The following is a 17236-nucleotide window of genomic DNA, read 5'->3' on the forward strand; positions in this document are numbered from 1 at the left end:
CACCATGCAGGTTTCAGCATCTATGAACTTGCATAGTTCTTCAACTTCCCTGGTGCCGTGGGAGGCCGACGGCCGGGTAGGAGACCGGGCCCGACGACTCCCGATCCTGGAGGTCACCCATGACGCGTCCCGTCACCGCCGGTGTGGACGGTTCACCCGAGAGCCTGGCCGCCGCCGGCTGGGCCGCTGCCGAGGCCGTGCGCCGGGAGGTACCGCTACGGCTGGTGCTGGCCTGGCCGTGGCTCTTCAACGCGCCGCCGACCGTGCGCGACGACGACACCGGTCTGGCCGAGGGGATGCTGGAGGAGGTCGCCGGCGGGCTGCGCGCCGAGTATCCGGGGCTGGGGGTCACCACCCGCCGGGTGGCCGAGCATCCGGCCGAGGTGCTGGTGTCGGCCGCCGAGGAGTCCGGCCTGCTGGTGCTGGGCTCCCGCGGGCTGGGTGCGGTGGCGGGCTTCCTGGTCGGATCGGTGGGCCTTCAGGTGCTGGCCCGGGCGGGCTGCCCGGTGGTGCTGGTCCGCGAGGGCGAGGGCACGGCGCAGAGGGGCAGCGGGATCGTCCTCGGCATGGAGATGGAGCGGCCCTGCGAGGAGGTCGTGGAGTTCGCCTTCGAGGCCGCCGCCCGGCGCTCCTCAGCCGTGCACGCCGTCCACACCTGGAGTCTGCCGCCGACGTACGGCTTCGCCGCCACCACGCTCGGCGGCGACCTGGTGAACACCCTGGAAGCGGAGGCCCGGAGGTCGCTGACCACGGCGCTGCGCCCCTGGCAGGAGAAGTATCCGCAGGTGGAGGTGGTGCAGCGGGTGGAGCTGGGGTCCGCCGGGCAGCTGCTGGCGGACGCCTCGGGGCAGGCCGAGCTGCTGGTGGTCGGACGCCGGGTCCGGTCGTCCCCGGTGGGCATGCATGTGGGACCGGTCGCGCACGCCGTCCTGCACCACGCCCGCTGCCCGGTCGCGGTAGTGCCGCACCGCTGACCTCCCACGGCAGCTGGTGCGGCACAGCCGGCCGGCGGCTCTGCCGGTCCGCCGGTCGACGGGGACGGGGACGGGGACGGACGGAGCCACCGCCCCCGCCCGGACCGGCGGGGCGATGACCGCAGCTCAGCGGGACCAGGTCCAGTCGGCCACCTCCGGGAGGTCGGTGCCGTGCTCCCGGATCCAGCCGTGGTGCCGGAAGCGGACGTCGGCCATCGCCTGGCGGAGCGGCGCGGCCCGTACGGCCAGGCCCGGCACCCGGTCGATGACATCCATGACCAGTCGGTAGCGGTCCAGGTCGTTGCGGAGCACCATGTCGAACGGCGTGGTGGTGGTGCCCTCCTCCTTGTAACCGCGCACATGCAGATGCGGGTGGTTGGCGCGGCGGTAGGTGAGCCGGTGGATCAGCCACGGGTAGCCGTGGTACGCGAAGATCACCGGCTTGTCGTGGGTGAACATGGCGTCGTACTCGTGGTCAGGCATGCCGTGCGGATGCTCGCCCTGCGGCAGCAGCCGGGTCATGTCCACCACGTTGACCACCCTCACCCGCAGGTCCGGCGCATACCGGTGGAGCAGGTCGGCGGCGGCCAGCACCTCCATGGTGGGTACGTCCCCGGCGCAGGCCAGCACCACGTCGGGCTCGCCGCCGCCGTCGGTGGAGGCCCACTCCCAGATCCCGGCGCCGCGGGCGCAGTGGGCCCGGGCCTGCTCCAGGTCGAGCCAGTCGAAGCAGGGCTGCTTGCCCGCGACCAGCACATTGACGTAGTCGCGGCTGCAGAGCACATGGTCGGCGCAGGCCAGCAGGGTGTTGGCGTCCGGCGGCAGATAGACCCTGACGACCTCGGGGCTCTTGTTGAGGATGTGGTCGACGAAGCCGGGGTCCTGGTGGGAGAAGCCGTTGTGGTCCTGGCGCCACACATGGGAGGTGAGCAGGTAGTTGAGGGAGGCGACGGGGGCGCGCCAGGCCAGCCGGCGGGCGGTGCGCAGCCACTTGATGTGCTGGTTGGCCATCGAGTCGACGATGTGGACGAACGCCTCGTAGCAGGAGAACAGCCCGTGCCGGCCGGTGAGCAGATAGCCCTCCAGCCAGCCCTCGCAGGTGTGCTCGGAGAGGATCTCCATCACCCGGCCGCCGGGGGCCAGATGCTCGTCGGTGGGCAGCACCTCGGCCTCCCAGGCCTTGTCGGTGACCCGGTAGACCGCGTCGAGGCGGTTGGAGGCGGTCTCGTCGGGGCCGACCAGCCGGAAGTCGCGGCGGTCCGCCGTGGCTGCCATCACCTCCTCCAGCAGGTCGCCCAGGACCCTGGTGGGCTCGTGCAGCGAGCCGCCCGGCCGCTCGACGGGGACGGCGTACCGCTCCAGCGGCGGTATCGGCAGCGCGCGCAGCAGCAGGCCGCCGTTGGCGTGCGGGTTGGCGCCGAGGCGGCGCCGCCCCGGCGGGATGCAGGTCAGCACCTGGGGGCGGGGGCGGCCGTGCTCGTCGAAGAGCTCCGCGGGCAGGTACGAGCGCAGCCACTGCTCCAGCTGCCGCAGATGCCCGGGGTTGGTGCGGACCTCGGACAGCGGCACCTGGTGCGCCCGCCAGGTGCCCTCCACCGGCACTCCGTCCACCTCGGCCGGGCCGGTCCAGCCCTTGGGGGTGCGCAGCACGATGACCGGCCAGCGGGGGCGGTCCCGGATGCCCTCGTCGCGCGCGGTGGCCTGGATGACGGCGATGTGGTCCAGAGCGGTGTCCATGGCCTGGGCCATGGCGCGGTGGACGGCAGCCGGGTCGTGGCCGGTGACGTGGAGGGGGTGGTGGCCGTAGCCGCGCAGCAGCTCGTCGAGCTCGTGGTCGGGGAGGCGGGACAGCACCGAGGGGTTGGCGATCTTGTAGCCGTTGAGGTGCAGGATCGGCAGTACGGCTCCGTCGGAGACCGGGCTGAGGAACTTGTTGGAGTGCCAGGAGGCGGCCAGCGGCCCGGTCTCCGCCTCGCCGTCGCCGATCACACAGGCCACCAGCAGCCCGGGGTTGTCGAAGGCGGCGCCGTAGGCGTGGGAGAGGGAGTAGCCGAGTTCGCCGCCCTCGTGGATGGAGCCGGGGGTCTCGGGGGCCACATGGGAGGGGATCCCGCCCGGGAAGGAGAACTGGCGGAACAGCCGGGCCATGCCGGCGCCGTCCCGGGTCATGTCGGGGTACGTCTCGGTGTAGCTGCCCTCCAGCCAGGAGTTGGCCACCACGGCCGGGCCGCCGTGGCCGGGGCCCCAGATGCAGATCGCGTTGAGATCGCGGGCGGTGATCACCCGGTTGAGGTGGGTGTACACGAGGTTGAGGCCCGGGGAGGTGCCCCAGTGGCCGAGCAGCCGCGGCTTGACGTGCTCGGGTCGCAGCGGCTCGGTGAGGAGGGGGTTGGCCAGCAGGTAGATCTGCCCGGCCGACAGGTAGTTGGCGGCCCGCCAGTGGGCGTCCAGGGCCGCCAGCTCCTGGCTGCTGAGCTTGGTCGTCGGCGACGGGGTTCGGACCTTGTTCACAGCTGCTCCTATCCGGCTCCGCGGGGCCGCGAGGGGCGGCCTCCCGCCGCCGCGGGGTACCCAGGCGCGCCCGGGCCATGCCACCGATCGGAGAGGGACCCGGGGAAGGCCCCGCACCTGCGGCGCGGTCCGCCCGCCCGCCGGTAGGGCGGCCCGCACGGCCGAGCGCCGCGGACGGGGCGAACGTAGGATGGACGGGTCCGCTGCAGTCGGAACATGTCCGCCGGCCCATGGCGCCCGGCGGCACGGGAGCGCTGCCATGGCCAAGAACATCACCTGCCGGAGGATCTACGAGGAGGCCTCGCCCGGTGACGGGGTGCGGGTGCTGGTGGACCGCATCTGGCCCCGCGGCGTGCGCCGGGAGGACGCGCATCTGGACGAGTGGCTGCGCGATGTCGCCCCGTCCGCGGATCTCCGCCACTGGTACTCGCACCAGCCCGAACGGTTCACCGAGTTCCGCCGCCGCTATCTGGCGGAGCTGCGGGACCCGGAGCGGCAGCAGGCCGTACGGCATCTGCGGGAGATCGCCGAGCACGAGGGGGGTCTGACCCTGCTCACGGCGACACGCGATGTCGAGCACAGCCAGGCCGCGGTGCTGGTGCTGGAGCTCACGGAGACACCCGAGCACGCCTGAGCGCGGGCGCGCGGGTCAGGCGGCGGTGGCGGCCGGGGTCAGATGGGCCAGACAGGCGTCGGGTTCGGCGAAGGGTTCCAGCCGGGTCGCCGCGAGCGGGGCCCGCAGCTCGTCCAGCGCCCCCTGCATCAGCCCGAGGTGGAGCGGGCAGACGACCGGTCCGTGCGCCTCGGCCAGTTCCAGGAACGGACACTGCCGCAGCCTGACCCGGTCGGGCGTCCCGGTGGCGGCCGTACCGGCATCGGGGGCGAATCCCAGCTCGGCCAGCAGTGCCAGCAGTGCCTCGACCGCCTCGGCCGGGGTGGTGCGCCGGTAGGGCTGCGGTGAGGCGACCAGATAGCGGCCCCAGGCGCGGCCTGCCGCGGTCGCTTCGTCGGAGGCACCGGGCCCGGCGGCCAGTCGGCTGACCAGGATCTCGGCGAGCAGCCGATAGCCGCGCATGCCGCCGCGGTCCATTCCGGCGCGCGCGGCGTAACGTGCACGGGGTCGACCAGGTCCGGACTGCCCGGGCTGCCCCGGTTGACCGCCCGGGATCCGGTCGACTGCGCCCTCGGCCACCAGCGCATCCAGGTGGAAGCGGGCGGTGTTGGGGTGCACAGCGAGCCGCTCCGCGACCTCGGCCACCCCCAGCGGCGAGGGCGCAGCCCGCAGTGCTTCGAGCACCGCACTGCGACGGGGGCGCCGGGCATGGACATCGGTCATGGGGCACCTCCCGGTTTTTCACGAATACTACATGTAATAATCGGCCGATACCTCAGGGGGCTGCTGAAAGGGGAGCCGCCGTGCCACCCGTCTCCGACACCACCGCCACCGCCGCCACCGCCGCGGGCGACGACCCCAACGCCCGGGCCCAGGCCCGGGTGGGGCGGATCCATGACCGGCTGCTCGCCGAGACCGCCAGGCTGGACCCGCCCGCCCTGGCCGTCTTCTGCGCCGGGGCGGTCCGCCGCCAGCTGGCCGCCGCCGCGGAGGTGCTGCACCCGGCGGCCGCGCACTCGGCGGAGACCCGGCTGCTGGTGCAGGCCCTGGGGATCGGGCGGCGCACCCTGGACCGGATGGTCGACACCCTGGCCGCCACCGGCGACCCCGCCTCGGCGGCCGCTGCCGGGCGGGCCGTCGCCATGGCGCTGGACGCCCACCTCGCGGTGGAGCGCACCCTGCTGCTGCCCGCCCTCACCGACCTGCCGGACACCGACCTGCCGGCCCTGGTCGACGCATGGGAGTCCCGACTGGGCGGTCGCCGATGACCAGCGGTCCGGCCGACCGCGCCCGGGTGCTGTGCGATGTGGCGGCGCGGGCCGCCGACGCCCCGGGGGACGCGGGCGGCGCGCTCTGGCGGCTGGCCGAGCCGGGCCGCCAGCTCGACGCCAACCTGGTACGGCTGCCGCCCGGCCACCGGGTCGGCGCCCACCGCGAACCCGAACTGGACGTCCTGCTGCTGGTCGTGGAGGGCAGCGGCGCCCTGGACGACGGCGTGGAGATCCAGCAGCTCACCGGCGGCACCCTGGTGTGGCTGCCCCAGGGCTCCGCACGGGAGCTGGCCGCAGGCCCGGACGGCCTGGCCTATCTCACCGTCCACCGGCGGCGCCCGGGGATGCAGATCGGCTCGGGGCCGCCCGCAGCTGTCGGGTGACCCGGGGCCGGGCCCGCACTGGTGAACGGCCCGCATTGACGAACGGCCTGGACGGGTGAACGGCCTGGACGGGTGAACGGGCAGCCGGGTCATGCGGGCAGCCGGGCAGGGAGCGACGCGACCGGAGCCGGTGGCGCCCGGCGTCACGGCCACCCCGGCGGCCGGGCACCGCAACGGGTGACCCGCCCCATGCCGACCGGCGGCCCGCCGCGCTCGGCGACACCCGGCGCCGGCCGCCCGTGCAGTCCCGTGACGCGGTGCCCTCTGGACCGGCCCCAGCGGGGCCGCCGGGGCCGCCCGCACCGCCCCCGGCCGCACGGGAGCGGCAGGGCCGCTCTGCCGGCCCTGCCGGCCCTGCCTGCCGTGCTGGCGCGGGAGGTGGCACGGGAGGTGACGTGGCGTCGGACGACGCCTGCGCCACCCTGTCCGGAACGCCGCTCAGGCGGGGCGCGGCGGAAGCGGCAGCGGCATCGCGGGGAGGCCGTCGATGGAGACCGCGTTCTTGCGCTCGACGTAGTCCACATGGAACTGCTCGTCGCGGCGGCCGAAGTACTGCACCAGAAGGTCGCGCTCACCCCGGTACTCCAGGAACGGCACCGAGTAGCCGCAGGAGTCGCTGACCCGCATCGCGTGGACCACCACGATCGCGCGGGCGCCCGGCAGCTCCGCCACCGCGGGGAAGTGCCCGATCAGCTCCTCCCAACGGGGGTCGTCCCGGAACACCAGCTCGCCCCTGCCGTGCACCCGCACCACATCGGGGCGGTCGCCGAAGGAGCACCACATCAGGGTGATCCTGCCGTTCTCCCGCAGATGCGCGATGGACTCCGCCCCGCTGCCGGTGAAGTCCAGATACGCCACCGTGTGCTCGTCCAGCACGGCCAGCGAACCCTTGGCCCCCTTGGGGGAGACATTGACATGGCCGTCGTCCGCAAGCGGCGCGGTCCCAACGAAGAAGACGACCTGGTCCTCGATGAATCTCCGCAGGCGGTCGCCGATCCCCTCATGCACATTCGCCATGGCACCATGATGGCCCCTGTCCACCCCTTGGAACAGGGACAACCACATCATGGACATTGCCAGATGCCGCAGCCGGATGCACCGGAGGCCCGGACGGCAGTGCCGTCCGGGCCTCCGTGTCCCGCTGCGAGCCGCTGCTCGGCTCAGAGCAGCCGGGTGAGGCGGGAGCCGATGGACGGCGGGGCCAGATCGCGCTGGAGCACCACCGGGACCTGCACCTGGCCCTCGCCGCTGCCCGTGGTCACCGTGCCGACCCTGGTGCCCGCCTTGGCGGTGTGCGGCAGGCCGGCGGCCGGGGAGAGCCGGTAGTCCACACTGACACCGGACCAGCCGGTGACCGCGACATCCTTGGTCACGACCGCCGGGACCCGTCCACCGAGCCCGTCGTCCACATAACCGACCACATCGCCCTTCTTCAGCAGGGTGTGAGTGGTGAGGCTGCGCTGCGCCCCGGTGATCAGCTCACCGCTGACGTCCAGGGCCTTCTGCAGGATCTGCGTCCCCTGCTGGCCCATGACCACGCCGATGATCAGCTGCGTGGTGCCGTCGATCTCCTTCTCGGCCGCCCACATCAGGCAGCCGCCGGCGGGGGTGCTGGAGCCGGTCTTGACGCCGATGACATGGTCGCCGGTGGTGAGCAGCTGGTTGTTGTTGAAGATCCGCTGACCGTCGCTCAGCACGGTGTTGGGCGTGGCGACGATCTGCTTGAAGACGTCGAGCTGCATCACCTTCTCGGCCAGCTTCAGCTGGTCGACAGCGGTGGACTTGGTGGACGCCGCCAGACCGCTGGGGTCGGTGTAGACGGTGTCGGACATGCCGAGCTTCCGCGCGGTGTCGTTCATCTTCTTGACGAACGCCTGCTGGGAGCCGGCGTCCCAGCGGCCGAGCAGCCGGGCGATGTTGTTGGCCGACGGGATCAGCAGCATCTGCAGCGCCTCGTACTCGCTGATCTTCTGCTTCTCCACCACCTTGACCACCGACTCGCCCTGGGCGACACCGGTGGTGTAGTCGGACGCCGCCTGCTTGTCCGCGGTGATGGAGGGCCCGTTCTCACCCAGCTTGAGCGGGTGCTCCTGGAGCACCACATAGGCCGTCATCACCTTGGTGACACTCGCCATCGGGGCGGCCTTGACCGCGCCCGAGCGCCCGAGGCTGCCCAGTCCGTACACCTCGGCTGCGGCCTGGCCCTCGGTGGGCCACGACAGGTCGGGCTTGCCTCCGGGGAAGGTGAAGGACGTGGTGGCCGAGCCCTTCAACTCCGGTCCGGGGAGCGGGCGCAGCAGCTGGGCGACGACGGCCACACCGAGGACGAAGGCAGGAAGACGCTCCAGACGGTGATCCGCTTGACGGCGCGGCGCAGCGGCGTCATGGGGCGGGCGCTGAGCGATGCCAGCACCTGCATGGCCTCGGAGGTGGTCTCCGGGACGTACAGCGGCTCCGGTTCGGGGACGGGCGCCGGGGCGGGGGCGGGGGCGGGCGCCGGGGCCGTGACGGGAGGGGGCGGGGGCGTCGGTGCCACGGTGGGCAGGGAGAGTTCGGTCGCCGGAGGTGCTTCGCCGCCGGCGGACCGGCCGGACCCGGCCTCGGGTTCCGGCCTCGCTTTCGGCTTCAGTTCCGCCTCGGGCTCGGGCTCGGGCTCGGGCTCCGGCTTCGCCCCGGCCCCCTGCTCCGGCCCGGTCCGCGGTGCCTCCTCGGCGCCGCCCTCCTGCTCCTCCGTGACGCTGTCGGCGGGGTCGTCGTCGCGGGTGTCGTCGGCGGATCCGGGTGCGACGGCGGGTACCGCGTCGACGGGCTCGTCCTCGGCGTCCTGCTGCGCCTCGGATGCGACGGACCCCGGCCCGTCGTCAGGAGCCGCCTCACCGTCCGCGTCGGCGGAACCGTCCGCCGCGGGCTGCGCCCGCTCGGCCTGCAGCGCCAGCCGGGGGTCCACGGGCTCAGGGGCGTCCTCCGCCTCGACCCCGTCGACCCCGTCGTCCGCATCGGCCACATCGGCCACCGTGTCCTGACCGGGCTCCACCTCGTTGTCCACGGCGGGCAGCCGCAGCATCCGGGTGGGGCTGTCGGTCGGCAGGCGCAGCATGGTGGTGGGGCTGTCCCCGCCCTTCACCCGGAGCTGGACGGTGGAGTCACCCCTGCCCTCGCTGCCGTCCGCCTGATCCGTCGCACCCTCGTCCGGCACGGACTCCTGCGGAGCCGCACCCTCGGACGGTTCGGCGCGCCGGCGCTCCTCGTCGCGCTCGACCGTGCCGGGGACCTCGCCCACGTGATCCAACCTCCTCGCACACACACCTGGCGGGACGCCCTGCGCTCCGGCGTCCCGCCCCACAGCGGACAGTCTCCGCCACGAACATGATGTCGCCCGTCCAAGACCCGCTCGACAGGCAATTCTCCCGGGTCCGACCACCCGTTTCACACGGGTGACGACCTCCGGTGGGGCCGCGGTTCCGAAGGTCACGATTCAGAGGCGGTCTCGACAGGGGGGTGTGAGAGGCGTCACTCTGTCATTCATCCACGCGGGGAGGCTTGGATGGGCAAGAGCCGCAGAACGATTCCCGAGGAACTGCTGTTGCTCGCGTTGGACCCGGCGACGGGTACCACCGCACAGCCGCAGACCCTCGACCTCGGACTTGCCGGGGCGCAGCTCGTCGAGCTGGCCCTGGCCGGACGGATAGTCCCGGACGGGGACCGGATAGCCGTGGTGCTGCCGCGGCCGACCGGCGACCCCACCCTGGACCATGCGCTGGAACTGCTGCGCAGGCGCGGCAGCCCGGTGCGTGCCGTGCACTGGATCGGAGGGCCCCGGCTGGGCCTCCGGCAGACGTACCTGGCGCACCTGGAGCGGTGCGGCATGGTGACGGCGGTGCCGGGCCAGGTGTGCGGGGTACTGCCGACGACGCGGTACCAGGCGTCCGACGAGTGCACCAACAGCGCCATCAAGCAGCGCCTGGACACGGCCATCAGGACCGGCGTGCCACCGGACCCGCGCACTGCGGCACTTGCCGCGCTGGCGCACTCGGTGGGCCTCGGCAAGCACCTGTACCCGGGTAACGAGGGCCGCTCCTCCAGGTCACGGCTGCGCGACCTGATCCGGTACGACCCTCTGGGCGGGATGGTGGCGCATGCCGTGATGGATGTACAGAACGGCCTTCCGGCCCCGGCACCGCGTGGTGCCGGTTCGACCCGGCCGGGTTCGCGGACGGCTGCCGGGCGGCCGGCTCCGGCGCCCGCGGGCCACGGGATGGCGCGGGCGGGCGTCCGGTAGCCCCCCGTCCGAGTACTTCCCTCTGACGCGGACAGTGGCCGCGCGGCGCGACGGGGGCGCCGCCGTGGTCCTTAGAGGGCGGTCGTTCGGCAGCATGACTGCCCTTCGGCCGCCCTCCGGCATGTCCGCCCGCACCCACCCGATCCGATGAGCTGCTTCGATTCCCCGGCGGGGGCGAGATCGATAGTGGCATGCTCGTGCGTTGAGTGGTTGGAACGAATGTGAGGACCGCCCCGGAGGTCTAGGTGTCCGCCAGCATCAATCCGACAGTGCGCCGCCGCCGACTCGGCGCCGAACTGCGCCGCCTCCGCGAGCAGAAGGGCATGACGGCCGAGGAGGTCGCCGGCCGGCTGATGGTCTCCCAGTCCAAGATCAGCCGGCTGGAGAACGGCCGGCGCAGCATCAGTCAGCGCGATGTCCGCGATCTGTGCGAGGTCTACGGCGTCGAGGACGAGCGGATGCGCGAGTCGCTGATGGCGATGGCCCGCGAGTCCCGGCAGCGCGGCTGGTGGCATGCGTTCGGCGACATCCCGTACAGCGTCTACATCGGCCTGGAGGCGGAAGCCTCGGCGGTGCGCAACTACGAGTCGTCGTTCGTGCCCGGCCTGCTGCAGACGCGGGACTACGCGGAGGCCGTGGTGACCGGGATCCAGCCCGACACCGACGCCGAGGCCGTACGGCGCCGGGTCGAGGTGCGGATGGAGCGCCAGCGGCGGGTGCGCGGCCCCGAGCAGCTGGACAACTTCTGGGCGGTGGTCGACGAGGCGGCGCTGGCCAGGGTGGTGGGCAGCAAGGAGGTGATGGCCCAGCAGATGTCCTACCTGGCGGAGCTCTGCCAGGAGCCGCATGTCAATCTGCAGGTGATCCCCTTCACCAAGGGAGCCCACCCCGGCATGACCGGGGCATTCTCCATCCTGGAGTTCCCTGAGTCAGCAGATACGGCGGTTGTTTACCTCGAAGGAGTGACAAGCGATCTCTATCTGGAGAAGGAAGCGGATGTCCGTCGCTATACCGGTCTCTACGACCACTTGCGGGCCGCGGCGCTCAGCGTCGCGGACACCCGGTCGTTGATAGCCACGTACGCGAGGGAGTACGCAGACCATGAACGCGGATAACAGCAGCGCTCCGGTGTGGCGCAAGAGCAGCTACAGCGGGGCGAACGGCCAGTGTGTGGAGGTGGCCGTACCAGGGCCTGCCTCTGTGGCCGTACGCGACTCCAAGGACCCCCTTGGGCCCGCCCTGACCTTCTCCCCCGAGGCATGGGCCGCCTTTGTCGCAGCCGCCGGCACCGACGCCTTCGGCGCCGTCTGAAGCACTCCTGGCCGAGAGCACACCGTCAGCCCCTCCGACCGCCTCCGGACGGTCGGAGGGGCTGACTGCTGTTCAGGCAGCTGAAAGATCGCCATAGAGATCTGTGGCTTTTGCATGGCTATGTCGTTCACATACATGGTTGCAAGTAGCTAATGCTGAACAAAGTCTTGACCCTCCGTCAGTCCGCCACTTCAATCCGGGCAGCAGCGGACTCCGAGAGGGAGAGAGGCACATGGCCACGCTCGACTGGGTCGTACTGGGCGGCTACTTCGTGGTGATGGTGCTGATAGGCATCTGGTCCCACAGCCGGGTCAGCGACGTCAGCGACTACTTCACCGCCGGCGGCAAGATGCCCTGGTGGCTGTCCGGGATCTCGCACCACATGTCCGGCTACAGCGCGGTGATGTTCACCGGCTATGCCGGCATCGCCTACACCTACGGCATCACCTCCTACGTCACCTGGTCCTTCCCGATCGCCGTGGGCGTCGCGGTCGGTGCGCGACTGTTCGCCCCCAGGCTCAACCGGATCCGGTCCAAGCTGCGGGTGGCCTCCCCCCTGGAGTTCCTGGCCGTCCGCTACAACGTCCCCACCCAGCAGGCGCTGGCGTGGTCCGGCGGACTGCTGAAGATCGTGGACGTGGGCGCCAAGTGGGCCGCCATCTCCACGCTGCTCACCGTCTTCACCGGACTCTCGCTCAACCAGGGCATCCTGATCACCGGCGCGGTCACCGCGGTCTACTGCACCGTCGGCGGGCTGTGGGCCGACGCGCTCACCGACTTCGGCCAGTTCGTCATCCAGCTGCTGGCGGGCGTGGTGATGTTCGTCGCCGTACTCGGCAAGATCGGCGGCTTCAGCGGGCTGTGGACGGTCTGGGACAAGCTGCCGAGCGGCCACACCCACCCCACCGCGGGCCCGTACACGCTGACCTTCCTGCTGGCGTTCCTCTTCATCAAGACCTTCGAGTACAACGGCGGCATGTGGAACCAGGCGCAGCGCTACATGGCCGCGCCCAGCGCCAGGGACGCCGCCCGCTCCGCCAAGCTCTCCGCACTGCTGTGGACCGTCTGGCCGCTGGTGCTGTTCTTCCCGATGTGGGTGGCCCCGCTGCTGGTCCACGCGAAGAAGCCGGACGCCAGCGACTCCTATGCGCTGCTCACCCAGGACCTGCTGCCCCACGGGCTGCTGGGCCTGGTGGTGGTGGGATTCTTCTCCCACACCATGGCGATGTGCTCCTCGGACGCCAACGCCATCGCGTCCGTCTTCACCCGCGACATCCTCCCGGTGCTCTCCCGCCGGGTCCGGGAGTGGAACAGCGCCACCGGGCTGCTGGCCGCCCGGATCACCACCGTGGCCTTCCTCGCCCTGTCCATGGCGGTGGCGACCCAGGTCAACTCCCCGGCGCTGAAGGACATCATCACCGTGGTGATCAAGTGGGTGGCCGGGCTGATGGGCCCCATCGCCATCCCGCTGATGCTGGGCATGCTGCCGGTCTTCCGCCGCTCCGGCCCCACCGCGGCGCTCTCCTCCTGGGCGGCCGGGCTGTTCGTCTTCTGGCTCACCAACTACGGCCTCAGCGGGCAGTCCACCCAGGTGCAGATCGCCGCACCGGTGGCGACCTCGATGGTGCTCTACATCCTGATCGGCTACCTCCGCCCCGAGGAGACCGACGACCGCAACGCCCTGCTCGCCCGGATCAACGACGACGACGCGGCCGCGGCCGCAGCTCCGGCCCCCGCCCCCGAGGACCCGTCAGCCGTCCCCGCACCCTGACGTCCCCGCACCCTGACGTCCCCGCACCCTGACCTCGCAGCACCCTGACCTCGCAGCACCCGTCCCCGGCGTCCCCGACGGCGCGGCGTCCCCGACGTCGCGCCGTCCGGCGGCAGCCCCGCAGTCCCCTCGCGAAAGCCCGCACCCGCACCCCCCGCCTCCCGCCGACGGCCGCCTCCCCGGGCCCGGCGCGGGCGCTCAGAGTGCCGGGTAGCGCTCGGTCCAGGTGCTGTAAGGGCTGCCCGACGGGCCGTGGAGCTCGGGGCCGTGGGTCATCTCCAGGGCGAAGTCGTCGGCGAGGGTGAGGATGGTGCCCCGCCCCTCCAGCTCGCCCAGCCACTCCGGCGGCAGAGCGGTCTCCCCGTGCAGCACACCCAGCAGGTTGCCGCAGATGGCACCCGTGGAGTCGCTGTCCCCGGAGTGGTTGACGGCCAGCAGCAGCCCGGAGCGGACGTCCTCGGCGACCAGCGCGCAGTACAGGGCGATCGCCAGCGCCTCCTCGGCGACCCACCCCTCCCCCAGGGTCTCCACCCGCTCCGCCGACGGCAGACCGGCCCGTACGGCGTCCAGGGCGCCGCGCAGGGCGGCGGTGGTCTCCTCGTGCGCCGGACGCTCCGAGAGCAGCGCCAGGGCCAGGTGGACACCCTCCTCCAGGGCTCCGCCGCGCGCCGCCGTGTGGACGATGACGGCCAGCGCACCCGCGGAGAGATAGCCCGTGGGATGGCCGTGGGTGAGCACCGCGCACTCCATGGCGAGCTGGAAGACCAGGATCGGGTCCCAGCCGACCAGCAGCCCGAACGGCGCGGAGCGCATCACCGTGCCGCACCCCTTGGAGTGCGGGTTGCGGGGCTGGTCGATGGTCCCCATCCGGCCGTCCCCCAGGCCGGAGAGGCAGGCCTGCCCGGGCGCCCGCTGGGCGTACAGCCACTCCTCGCGGCCCAGCCAGCCCAGATCGGGGCGCCGCTCGTCCGGACCCCAGTCACGCTGGGTGTCGGCCCAGCGCAGATAGGCGCCGTGCACGTCAGTGGGCGGGTGCCACACCCCGGTGTCCCGCCGGACGTGCGCCCGGATCAGCCCCTCCACGGTGAACAGGCTCATCTGGGTGTCGTCGGTGACCGCGCCGCCGCGGCGGCCGTACGCCGGAAGGTAGCCGGTGACGCCGTCCGGGCCGTGCGCCGCGCGAATCTTGGCCAGGGACTCGAACTCCACGCCCGCACCGAGGGCGTCGCCGATCGCGCCGCCCAGCAGACATCCGCGCACCCTGCTGCGGAAGTCCTGCTCCTGCGCGCGGGACCAGAGTGCCTGCACGGTGGGGTGCCTCCTCCTCCTGGCTGCCCTGTTCGGGACTGCTCCCGGCGGAACTGTATTCGAACTGTCCGCGGCCGGGCCGTCCAGGACTACGCGGCGGAGGCCGGGGTCAGCTCTCCAGCACCGGAAGCAGCTCGGGCAGATGCCCGTCGGAGGCCAGCGCCGCCGCCCTCCGCTCGGCCGGGACCTCCCCGTAGGTGGTGGTCCGCTGCCGCGAGGGACGGCCGGCCGCCTCGGCGATCGCCTCCAGGTCGCGGATGGACTTGTGGCTGCCGTAGGAGGAGCCCGCCATCCGGGAGATGGTCTCCTCCATCAGCGTGCCGCCGAGGTCGTTGGCCCCCGAGCGCAGCATCTCCGCGGCGCCCTCCGCGCCCAGCTTCACCCAGCTGGTCTGGATGTTGGTGATGTGCGGGTGCAGCAGCAGCCGCGCCATGGCGGTCACCGCGCGGTTGTCCCGCGCGGTGGGGCCGGGACGGGCGATGCCGGCCAGGTAGACGGGGGCGTTGGTGTGGACGAAGGGCAGGGTGACGAACTCGGTGAAGCCACCGGTCCGCTGCTGGATCCCGGCGAGCAGCCGCAGATGGCCGAGCCAGTGGCGGGGGGTGTCCACATGGCCGTACATCATGGTGGAGGAGGAGCGGATGCCCAGCTCATGGGCGGCGGTGACGACCTCCACCCAGGTGGCGGCGGGCAGTTTGCCCTTGGTGAGGATCCAGCGCACCTCGTCGTCCAGGATCTCGGCCGCGGTGCCGGGGATGGTGTCCAGGCCGGCCTCCTTGGCGGCGGCCAGCCAGTCGGGCACGGACATCCCGGTGCGGGTGGCGCCGTTGACCACCTCCATGGGCGAGAAGGCGTGCACATGGATGCCGGGGACGCGCTGCTTCACCGCTCGGGCGATGTCGAAGTAGGCGGTGCCGGGCAGATCCGGGTGGATGCCGCCCTGCATGCAGACCTCGGTGGCGCCGACCTCCCACGCCTGGGCGGCACGCTCGGCGACCTGGTCCAGGGAGAGGGTGTAGGCGTCGGCGTCGGTGCGGCGCTGGGCAAAGGCGCAGAAACGGCAGCCGGTGTAGCAGACATTGGTGAAGTTGATGTTGCGGGTGACGCAGTAGGTCACGGTGTCGCCGACGGTGTCGCGGCGCAGCTCGTCGGCGATCCGGCAGAGCGCGTCCAGCGCGGGCCCTTCGGCGTGCAGCAGGGCCAGGGCCTGGTCGTCGGTGAGCCGGGTGGGGTCGTCGGCGGCCACCGACAGGGCGTCCATGACGTCCGCCTCGACCCGCTCCACGGCGTACGGGGCGGCCTGCTCGCGCAGCGCCTCCCAGTCGCCGTAGACGTCCTCGAAGTCGGCGCGGCGGTCGGCGGTGCGGCCGGTGGTGTCGATGGTGCGGTGCAGATCGGTGCGGCCGGAGGCGGCGTAGGCGTCGTCCGGCTCCTGCCAGGGCAGGCCGACGGGCAGGGCGCCCTCGCGGGCCAGGCCGGTGGCCGGGTCGGCCAGGGCGCTGACATGCGGCAGGATCCGGGGATCGAGCCAGGGCTCGCCGCGCCGGATGTACTCGGGGTAGACGGTCAGCCGCTCGCGCAGCTCGAACCCGGCGGCGGCGGTCCGCTCCGCGAGCTCGTCGATGTGCGGCCAGGGCCGCTCGGGGTTGACATGGTCGGGGGTGAGCGGGGAGACCCCGCCCCAGTCGTCGATGCCCGCGCCGACGATCAGCGCGTACTGCTCGTCCACCAGGTTCGGCGGGGCCTGGATACGGGCGGCCGGACCCAGGACCAGCCGGGTCACCGCGATGGCGGCGGCCAGCTCCTCCAGCTCGGCGTCGGGCATGGCACGCATGGCGGTGTCCGGCTTGGCACGGAAGTTCTGCACGATCACCTCCTGCACCCCGTGGTACTGCCGGGCGACGCGGCGGATCGCGAACAGCGCGTCGGCCCGCTCCTCGTGGGTCTCCCCGATGCCGATCAGCACCCCGGTGGTGAAGGGGACGGCGCTGCGTCCGGCGTCCTCCAGCACCCGCAGCCGCACGGCGGGCTCCTTGTCGGGGGATCCGAAGTGCGGACCACCCGGCTCCGACCACAGGCGGACGGCGGTGGTCTCCAGCATCATCCCCATGGAGGGCGCGACCGGCTTCAGCCGCTGGAGATCGGTCCAGGAGAGCACCCCCGGATTGAGGTGCGGCAGCAGGCCGGTCTCCTCCAGCACCCGGATCGCCATGGCCCGCACATAGGCCAGGGTGTCGTCGTAGCCGTGCGCGTCCAGCCACTCCCGGGCCTCGGGCCAGCGCTCCTCGGGCCGGTCGCCGAGGGTGAACAGGGCTTCCTTGCAGCCCAGCGCCGCGCCCCGGCGGGCGATGTCCAGCACCTCGTCCGGGGAGAGGTACATACCGTGCCCGTCACGGCGCAGCTTCCCGGGCACGGTGACAAAGGTGCAGTAGTGGCAGCGGTCCCGGCAGAGCCTGGTCAGCGGGATGAAGACCTTGCGGGAGTAGGTGACCACCCCGGGCCGGCCGGCCGCCGCCAGCCCGGCGTCGCGCACCCGGGCGGCGGAGGCGCACAGATCGCTCAGGTCCGCCCCACGGGCCTGGAGCAGCACCGCTGCCTCCGCGGTGTCCAGCGCCACCCCGTCCCGGGCACGGCGCAGAGCGCGCCGCATGGCGTTGGAGGTGGGCGCCGAACTGCTGGACTCAGTCATGGCTGGACGATACGTCAGCTGCCCGGCGCCGCGCGGACGGCCCTCGCCGCAGCAGCCGCGTCCGTGCGGGGCGACCCTGAGGAGGTCTCAGGGTCGTGCTCCGCCGGATGTATGCCGGGTTGCTCC

15 protein-coding genes are annotated in these 17236 nt (G+C 72.5%); 8 read left to right on the forward strand and 7 right to left on the reverse strand.

Features of this window, described 5'->3' with window-relative positions; translation table 11 throughout:
- The first annotated feature begins 119 nt into the window (after positions 1-119).
- Positions 120-974 (forward strand): universal stress protein, encoded by an 855-nt coding sequence (locus AB0761_RS16740; protein ID WP_377269830.1) that lies wholly within the window; start codon positions 120-122, stop codon positions 972-974.
- A 126-nt stretch (positions 975-1100) separates the two neighbouring features.
- Here the strand turns inward: AB0761_RS16740 and AB0761_RS16745 are convergent, their stop codons facing one another.
- A complete protein-coding gene (locus AB0761_RS16745) occupies positions 1101-3485 on the reverse strand; it encodes a phosphoketolase (protein ID WP_377269831.1) in 2385 nt (794 codons plus the stop codon).
- A 259-nt stretch (positions 3486-3744) separates the two neighbouring features.
- On the opposite strand from AB0761_RS16745, the gene AB0761_RS16750 reads away from it, so the two are divergent.
- Positions 3745-4119, forward strand: a complete 375-nt coding sequence (locus AB0761_RS16750) for a DUF488 domain-containing protein (protein WP_377269832.1) — start codon at positions 3745-3747, stop codon at positions 4117-4119.
- Between the two features lie 15 nt (positions 4120-4134).
- Here the strand turns inward: AB0761_RS16750 and AB0761_RS16755 are convergent, their stop codons facing one another.
- The gene (locus AB0761_RS16755; protein WP_377269833.1) at positions 4135-4821 is read right to left on the reverse strand and encodes a helix-turn-helix transcriptional regulator; all 687 of its coding nucleotides are present in this window, start codon (positions 4819-4821) and stop codon (positions 4135-4137) included.
- 80 nt (positions 4822-4901) lie between these two features.
- Between AB0761_RS16755 and AB0761_RS16760 the strand changes: the two genes are divergently transcribed.
- Positions 4902-5366: a hypothetical protein gene (locus tag AB0761_RS16760; RefSeq protein WP_377269835.1), complete on the forward strand. Its 465-nt coding sequence runs from the start codon at positions 4902-4904 to the stop codon at positions 5364-5366.
- The gene (locus tag AB0761_RS16765) at positions 5363-5752 is read left to right on the forward strand and encodes a cupin domain-containing protein (protein ID WP_377269836.1); all 390 of its coding nucleotides are present in this window, start codon (positions 5363-5365) and stop codon (positions 5750-5752) included. Before AB0761_RS16760 ends, AB0761_RS16765 begins: the two co-directional genes overlap by 4 nt.
- Positions 5753-6190: 438 nt before the next feature.
- Here the strand turns inward: AB0761_RS16765 and AB0761_RS16770 are convergent, their stop codons facing one another.
- The 3 genes from AB0761_RS16770 to AB0761_RS16780 form a co-directional block, all read right to left on the reverse strand.
- The gene (locus tag AB0761_RS16770; RefSeq protein ID WP_377269838.1) at positions 6191-6769 is read right to left on the reverse strand and encodes a pyridoxamine 5'-phosphate oxidase family protein; all 579 of its coding nucleotides are present in this window, start codon (positions 6767-6769) and stop codon (positions 6191-6193) included.
- 143 nt (positions 6770-6912) lie between these two features.
- Positions 6913-8070: a D-alanyl-D-alanine carboxypeptidase gene (locus tag AB0761_RS16775; RefSeq protein ID WP_377269839.1), complete on the reverse strand. Its 1158-nt coding sequence runs from the start codon at positions 8068-8070 to the stop codon at positions 6913-6915.
- Positions 8022-9032, reverse strand: a complete 1011-nt coding sequence (locus tag AB0761_RS16780; RefSeq protein ID WP_377269841.1) for a hypothetical protein — start codon at positions 9030-9032, stop codon at positions 8022-8024. The genes AB0761_RS16775 and AB0761_RS16780 overlap by 49 nt, the downstream gene beginning before the upstream one ends.
- Positions 9033-9296: 264 nt before the next feature.
- Here AB0761_RS16780 and AB0761_RS16785 point away from each other — a divergent pair, with 264 nt between their 5' ends.
- From AB0761_RS16785 to AB0761_RS16800, 4 genes are all read left to right on the forward strand, one after another.
- Complete coding sequence (locus AB0761_RS16785; protein WP_377269842.1) at positions 9297-10031, forward strand: GPP34 family phosphoprotein; 735 nt, start codon at positions 9297-9299, stop codon at positions 10029-10031.
- A 245-nt stretch (positions 10032-10276) separates the two neighbouring features.
- Positions 10277-11146, forward strand: coding sequence for a helix-turn-helix domain-containing protein (locus tag AB0761_RS16790; protein ID WP_377269843.1), 870 nt, complete (start codon positions 10277-10279; stop codon positions 11144-11146).
- Positions 11133-11342, forward strand: a complete 210-nt coding sequence (locus AB0761_RS16795; RefSeq protein ID WP_377269844.1) for a DUF397 domain-containing protein — start codon at positions 11133-11135, stop codon at positions 11340-11342. Before AB0761_RS16790 ends, AB0761_RS16795 begins: the two co-directional genes overlap by 14 nt.
- Before the next feature lie 232 nt (positions 11343-11574).
- Positions 11575-13113: a sodium:solute symporter family protein gene (locus AB0761_RS16800; protein ID WP_377269845.1), complete on the forward strand. Its 1539-nt coding sequence runs from the start codon at positions 11575-11577 to the stop codon at positions 13111-13113.
- A 198-nt stretch (positions 13114-13311) separates the two neighbouring features.
- Here AB0761_RS16800 and AB0761_RS16805 read toward each other — a convergent pair whose 3' ends face one another.
- Together AB0761_RS16805 and AB0761_RS16810 are read right to left on the reverse strand one after the other, a co-directional pair.
- A complete protein-coding gene (locus AB0761_RS16805) occupies positions 13312-14421 on the reverse strand; it encodes an ADP-ribosylglycohydrolase family protein (protein WP_377269847.1) in 1110 nt (369 codons plus the stop codon).
- A 109-nt stretch (positions 14422-14530) separates the two neighbouring features.
- Positions 14531-17110: a bifunctional FO biosynthesis protein CofGH gene (locus AB0761_RS16810; protein ID WP_377269849.1), complete on the reverse strand. Its 2580-nt coding sequence runs from the start codon at positions 17108-17110 to the stop codon at positions 14531-14533.
- Positions 17111-17236: the final 126 nt, after the last annotated feature.

Source organism: Peterkaempfera podocarpi, assembly GCF_042466665.1.
Taxonomy (GTDB): Bacteria; Actinomycetota; Actinomycetes; order Streptomycetales; family Streptomycetaceae; genus Peterkaempfera; species Peterkaempfera podocarpi.

Coding starts and splice junctions, on each gene's coding strand:
- AB0761_RS16800 (WP_377269845.1), top strand. CDS start 11,575: ATGGCCACGCTCGACTGGGTCGTACTGGGCGGCTACTTCGTGGTGATG.
- AB0761_RS16765 (WP_377269836.1), top strand. CDS start 5,363: ATGACCAGCGGTCCGGCCGACCGCGCCCGGGTGCTGTGCGATGTGGCG.
- AB0761_RS16785 (WP_377269842.1), top strand. CDS start 9,297: ATGGGCAAGAGCCGCAGAACGATTCCCGAGGAACTGCTGTTGCTCGCG.
- AB0761_RS16755 (WP_377269833.1), bottom strand. CDS start 4,821: ATGACCGATGTCCATGCCCGGCGCCCCCGTCGCAGTGCGGTGCTCGAA.
- AB0761_RS16795 (WP_377269844.1), top strand. CDS start 11,133: ATGAACGCGGATAACAGCAGCGCTCCGGTGTGGCGCAAGAGCAGCTAC.
- AB0761_RS16740 (WP_377269830.1), top strand. CDS start 120: ATGACGCGTCCCGTCACCGCCGGTGTGGACGGTTCACCCGAGAGCCTG.
- AB0761_RS16750 (WP_377269832.1), top strand. CDS start 3,745: ATGGCCAAGAACATCACCTGCCGGAGGATCTACGAGGAGGCCTCGCCC.
- AB0761_RS16770 (WP_377269838.1), bottom strand. CDS start 6,769: ATGGCGAATGTGCATGAGGGGATCGGCGACCGCCTGCGGAGATTCATC.
- AB0761_RS16810 (WP_377269849.1), bottom strand. CDS start 17,110: ATGACTGAGTCCAGCAGTTCGGCGCCCACCTCCAACGCCATGCGGCGC.